Annotated in this window: 1 protein-coding gene and 1 CRISPR repeat array; the gene reads right to left on the bottom strand. The window is 29.4% G+C overall.

The features are described 5' to 3' along the window. Nucleotides 1–165: 165 nt before the first annotated feature. A CRISPR array of direct repeats spans nt 166–5,286; the repeat unit is 29 nt; unit sequence GTTTTATCTTAACTATGAGGAATGTAAAG. Nucleotides 5,287–5,537: 251 nt separating this feature from the next. Further along, nucleotides 5,538–5,651 (bottom strand): IS3 family transposase (locus FYJ33_RS15645; protein ID WP_154530158.1); only part of this gene is annotated, 114 nt, incomplete at its 5' end.

Raw genomic sequence — 5,651 nt, 5'->3', positions numbered from 1 at the left:
TTGCAATATTTGTTCTTTGAATTCTTCTGAATAACTTCTTCCCTTCATAACTTTCCTCCAATAATTACTATATTTAGTATAACTTATATTAGTCATTATTGTCCAATTAGATATGGGGGCTTAAGAGGAACCATTTTGGTTTTGTACCTGTTGGGTTCGGGTACGGTTTTATATTAACTATGAGGAATGTAAAGCTTCTTGCGAATATTGTTATAAGCTCTGTTTTATGCGTTTTATATTAACTATGAGGAATGTAAAGTTGAGGAAAAGTGCATACCTGAATTTGATGGTGGAGAGTTTTATATTAACTATGAGGAATGTAAAGTATATATAGGGTTGTCCTTATTTTCAACTGCTATAAGGTTTTATATTAACTATGAGGAATGTAAAGTCATATGAAATAGCAAATAAAATGAATTATACAGTAAGTTTTATATTAACTATGAGGAATGTAAAGTGCTCAGTAAAGGAAAACTTAAGAAGAGATATAATAGTTTTATATTAACTATGAGGAATGTAAAGTTTTTAGAAGGTGTTTAGAGTATTCTTGCATTACATGTTTTATATTAACTATGAGGAATGTAAAGCTAACATAAGTGTATCCAAAGCCTTTAGTATCCTTGGTTTTATATTAACTATGAGGAATGTAAAGTCAACAAATTTACAAGTTACTGCTACTGGTAATGAGTTTTATATTAACTATGAGGAATGTAAAGTAGTAAAGATCATCACTAAGCAGTGCAAATTCCTGTGTTTTATATTAACTATGAGGAATGTAAAGACCATTTCTGTTTTGTACCTGTGGGATATGGATATGGTTTTATATTAACTATGAGGAATGTAAAGAAAACTGATTTTCAGACACTTGAAGAAAAAGTAAGCGTTTTATATTAACTATGAGGAATGTAAAGTTTTTATTTCGTAATTCAGATTACATATATTATTATGTTTTATATTAACTATGAGGAATGTAAAGTATTGGAACAAGGCTTTTCAGCGAAAGATATTATAGTTTTATATTAACTATGAGGAATGTAAAGCAATTATTACAGATGGACAATACACATAACAAAGAAAGTTTTATATTAACTATGAGGAATGTAAAGAATACAAAGCAATAAGGCTATTGAGTATATAGTTAAGTTTTATATTAACTATGAGGAATGTAAAGTATATAAGTATTACTTTTACTATTTCCTACATTAACGTTTTATATTAACTATGAGGAATGTAAAGTATGCAGCATATCTTAATAAAAGCACTTCAAGAAGAGTTTTATATTAACTATGAGGAATGTAAAGTCTTTTGAACTTCTTTGCAGTTGGTAGTTTTGAAGAGTTTTATATTAACTATGAGGAATGTAAAGGCAGCACAAGGTGCAGTAAGTAACCTTAATGGCATGGTTTTATATTAACTATGAGGAATGTAAAGCAAGATTTGGTAAATATTGCCGACATTATCAGCAAAAGTTTTATATTAACTATGAGGAATGTAAAGGAAGATTATCTTATCGTAAAAGAAGAAGCTGACAGCGTTTTATATTAACTATGAGGAATGTAAAGCTTAAAGAAATAATCAATATTAATCACTTACAAGAAGGGTTTTATATTAACTATGAGGAATGTAAAGAGAATAGTAGCAGCTATTTTTAGAGCTTTCGCTAGTGGTTTTATATTAACTATGAGGAATGTAAAGTTGTACCACATTGGATTACTGCCATAAAAATTATTCCCGTTTTATATTAACTATGAGGAATGTAAAGCAGTGCCATGCAGCTTGATTTTCTTCGACTACTTGAGTTTTATATTAACTATGAGGAATGTAAAGAACACATTCTTGCACACATCACGCTTAAATTGTACGGGTTTTATATTAACTATGAGGAATGTAAAGATTATCGCCCATTTTGTCTTATCTCTTTGATTTAGAGTTTTATATTAACTATGAGGAATGTAAAGACAGTCCTGTCTACACCTTTTAATACTTCAAATTCAAGTTTTATATTAACTATGAGGAATGTAAAGTATTGTATTAAAGTAACAGAAGATAAAGCTATTTATGTTTTATATTAACTATGAGGAATGTAAAGTGTCTGTAGAAAAAACAGTAGGTGCAATAGAACCATGTTTTATATTAACTATGAGGAATGTAAAGCTTAAAAAGCATAAAGACAAGTATAGCAGGGAAGATGTTTTATATTAACTATGAGGAATGTAAAGCTTATATGGGCTTTATTGCATAAAAAAAGAGACTAGGTTTTATATTAACTATGAGGAATGTAAAGGAATTAAAATTTATACAAAATACAGGTACTGCAACAAGTTTTATATTAACTATGAGGAATGTAAAGAACTAGCACAAATGGAAGCTGTACTTAAAAGTACAAAGTTTTATATTAACTATGAGGAATGTAAAGTGATACTTCATAATTTTTATAGAATATTGCCTGTGCGTTTTATATTAACTATGAGGAATGTAAAGCCAATATCTGAATAAAGTCGGCTCCGTACTTTTCTCGTTTTATCTTAACTATGAGGAATGTAAAGGCTGGAAGCAGCTAGTAAAACAGGATCGAGCGGGTGGTTTTATCTTAACTATGAGGAATGTAAAGTTATAATAATAATTGTAGGGAGGAAATAAAGATCTCCGTTTTATCTTAACTATGAGGAATGTAAAGAGTGAAATAGATGTTGAAGAGTTAGAAGGATTTCAAGGTTTTATCTTAACTATGAGGAATGTAAAGATGTTGTAACTTTGTACTATTGAATAGCCCTTTGATAGTTTTATCTTAACTATGAGGAATGTAAAGTCGTGAAGCTGACTTGCGGGTGTGTAGCAATTTTCCTGTTTTATCTTAACTATGAGGAATGTAAAGACTTAGAAGGCGCAGACTTAATAGGTGCAGACTTAAGGTTTTATCTTAACTATGAGGAATGTAAAGATACAGAGCTTTACAGAGAGAGATAAGTAAAACAGAGTTTTATCTTAACTATGAGGAATGTAAAGGAGCAATTGCTCCTTCATCTTCTGACTGCATAGCCTGTTTTATCTTAACTATGAGGAATGTAAAGACGACTGCTATATTTTCGTCATACATATCATCAATTGCAAGTTTTATCTTAACTATGAGGAATGTAAAGACAGGATATGAAGAAATAGTTACAATGCAATCTAGCGTTTTATCTTAACTATGAGGAATGTAAAGTTATACGAACCTCCCAAAATACTACTTAAATAGTTCGTTTTATCTTAACTATGAGGAATGTAAAGAAAACACCTGCTGAATGGCTTTTTGAAATGGGTAAAGTTTTATCTTAACTATGAGGAATGCATGAACACTAGTGTTAGAGATACTTTTATATGCTTGTAAAGTTTTATCTTAACTATGAGGAATGTAAAGACAATGTTTCCAATAAAGAAGGTGATAAATAATGAAGTTTTATCTTAACTATGAGGAATGTAAAGTAGCTTTTGTAATAGCTTTCTGCAAGGCAGCCGGGAGTTTTATCTTAACTATGAGGAATGTAAAGTTTCTTTAGATTGCTCTAAAGCTTTTTTATTAGCTTGTTTTATCTTAACTATGAGGAATGTAAAGACATTCTTAATTAACATAGTTAAGAACTTTAAGGTAGTTTTATCTTAACTATGAGGAATGTAAAGTATTCTTCAGAAAACCATTTTCCAAACTGGTCTTGTGTTTTATCTTAACTATGAGGAATGTAAAGTCTAAAAATGCATATTCTAGATCTACATCTGTTAGAGTTTTATCTTAACTATGAGGAATGTAAAGATAAGAAGCTTTTTGTGCTTCTTCTGAATTTATAATGTTTTATCTTAACTATGAGGAATGTAAAGAGATGATACAGTGTATTGCTATATAAATAGCCTAGAGTTTTATCTTAACTATGAGGAATGTAAAGTCCCATCGCTGTAGTGCCTCCGTATATGCATGCAAAGTTTTATCTTAACTATGAGGAATGTAAAGCTCTTTCTTCAATTCCTAAAAAGTTCTTGATTCTTAGTTTTATCTTAACTATGAGGAATGTAAAGGTTCATTATCTTCACTTATAGAATTGAAGGCAGAGCGTTTTATCTTAACTATGAGGAATGTAAAGTGCACTAATTTACTTTATTTTATTTTTTATAATATGTTTTATCTTAACTATGAGGAATGTAAAGATTGTTTAACTAATTTAATTTTTTCGTATAAATCTTGTTTTATCTTAACTATGAGGAATGTAAAGATGGTTTTCGGTATTTTCTTACTATACAAATAACTCGTTTTATCTTAACTATGAGGAATGTAAAGATGGTTTTCGGTATTTTCTTACTATACAAATAACTCGTTTTATCTTAACTATGAGGAATGTAAAGATAACATTATATAGTATTCAATACCACATAACACAAGTTTTATCTTAACTATGAGGAATGTAAAGTTGATGGGTACGAAGATGTGTACAATATGGAAGTTGGTTTTATCTTAACTATGAGGAATGTAAAGATTACATAATAGCCTTCTGCGGGTTGTATCATAACTGTTTTATCTTAACTATGAGGAATGTAAAGAAAGAAATCTATGAGAATAAGATTAAGGACTTCATAGGTTTTATCTTAACTATGAGGAATGTAAAGCAGTAAGGACATGAAAGATAATTATTTTTTCTTTTAGTTTTATCTTAACTATGAGGAATGTAAAGTCAATCTTTCTTTTATCTTCGCCAAGAACGTCATAAGTTTTATCTTAACTATGAGGAATGTAAAGACACTAAAAGCGTTTATTTTCAACTTAATAGAGCTGGTTTTATCTTAACTATGAGGAATGTAAAGTTTTCCGGGGTTACATTTCCCACACAGACTTTTTAAGTTTTATCTTAACTATGAGGAATGTAAAGTATCTTTTTTTATCATTATAAGCTATTACATTTACTTGTTTTATCTTAACTATGAGGAATGTAAAGGCGAAAGTAATTCACCAGGACACATTAAGCTTAGAAGTTTTATCTTAACTATGAGGAATGTAAAGATAGGACAACGTATTCCTAACATTTTAGTTTCTTCGTTTTATCTTAACTATGAGGAATGTAAAGATAAGGTGGTATTCTGCTATGTTCTTGTAACTTAGTGTTTTATCTTAACTATGAGGAATGTAAAGGAGATTATCCAGGCAATACACATATAACAATTATAATGTTTTATCTTAACTATGAGGAATGTAAATAAAGACACGGTTAATTATGAAAATTGGGTAAGGTTAGTTTTATCTTAACTATGAGGAATGTAAATATAGCAAAGACAGATGTATAGATGTAGATAGCAGAAAGTTTTATCTTAACGTAAACGGTAAATAATGCGTACCTGTACAAAAAAATAAAGCTGCCAGCGATGGCAGCTTTTATCGGTTAGTTTTTCTACATTCTTGTGGCAGTTTATCTGACCATGGTAGAAGATCATCTAAAAATTCTAGGTTTTTATCTTCCATATGTTTTGGTATTTCAGTAAGAAGATTGGATTGTCAACACTTTTTAATACATTTTTTATTCGGTCATATTTGCAAGTCTATACTCAACTGGAGTCATATAGTTTAAAGAACTATGAATGCGTTTATTGTTATACCATAATACATAACTTCTTAATTCTAACTTAAGTTC

Source organism: Inconstantimicrobium porci (assembly GCF_009696465.1).
In the GTDB taxonomy this organism is placed as follows: domain Bacteria; phylum Bacillota; class Clostridia; order Clostridiales; family Clostridiaceae; genus Inconstantimicrobium; species Inconstantimicrobium porci.
Note: the sequence above shows the minus strand (reverse complement) of the source record. Positions and strands in the feature narration are given on the sequence as shown.